General features: G+C 48.3%; 1 rRNA gene. It reads left to right on the forward strand.

The window, feature by feature from the left end:
- Positions 1–185: 185 nt before the first annotated feature.
- Positions 186–466 (forward strand): 16S ribosomal RNA (locus C5Y44_RS13175); the annotation flags it as partial.

A 466-nucleotide genomic window follows, 5' to 3' on the forward strand; every position in this document is an offset into this window, starting at 1 on the left:
TCGATGTAATTGTTGTCTGTATGTGATACGGAGATAAAACACTTTTACCTTGCTCAGCTGGACTTTGGTTTGGTTGGGTTTGTTGATTTCTTTATGTAGTAATTTTTGGTCAGCTTCACTTTGGCGGAGACGCTTTAGTGTTGTTTGTCTTTTTTGTTAGGTATTGGGCTTTTCACGCCTTTATTTTTGTGGAGAGTTTGATCCTGGCTCAGGATGAACGCTGGCGGCGTGCTTAACACATGCAAGTCGAACGGAAAGGCCTCTAGCTTGCTAGGGGTACTCGAGTGGCGAACGGGTGAGTAACACGTGGGTGATCTGCCCTGCACTGTGGGATAAGCCTGGGAAACTGGGTCTAATACCATATATGACCACCTTTTGGATGGGGTGGTGGAAAGCTTTTGCGGTGTGGGATGAGCCTGCGGCCTATCAGCTTGTTGGTGGGGTAATGGCCTACCAAGGCGGCGAC

It is taken from the genome of Corynebacterium sp. J010B-136 (assembly GCF_002967075.1).
Classification (GTDB): Bacteria; Actinomycetota; Actinomycetes; order Mycobacteriales; family Mycobacteriaceae; genus Corynebacterium.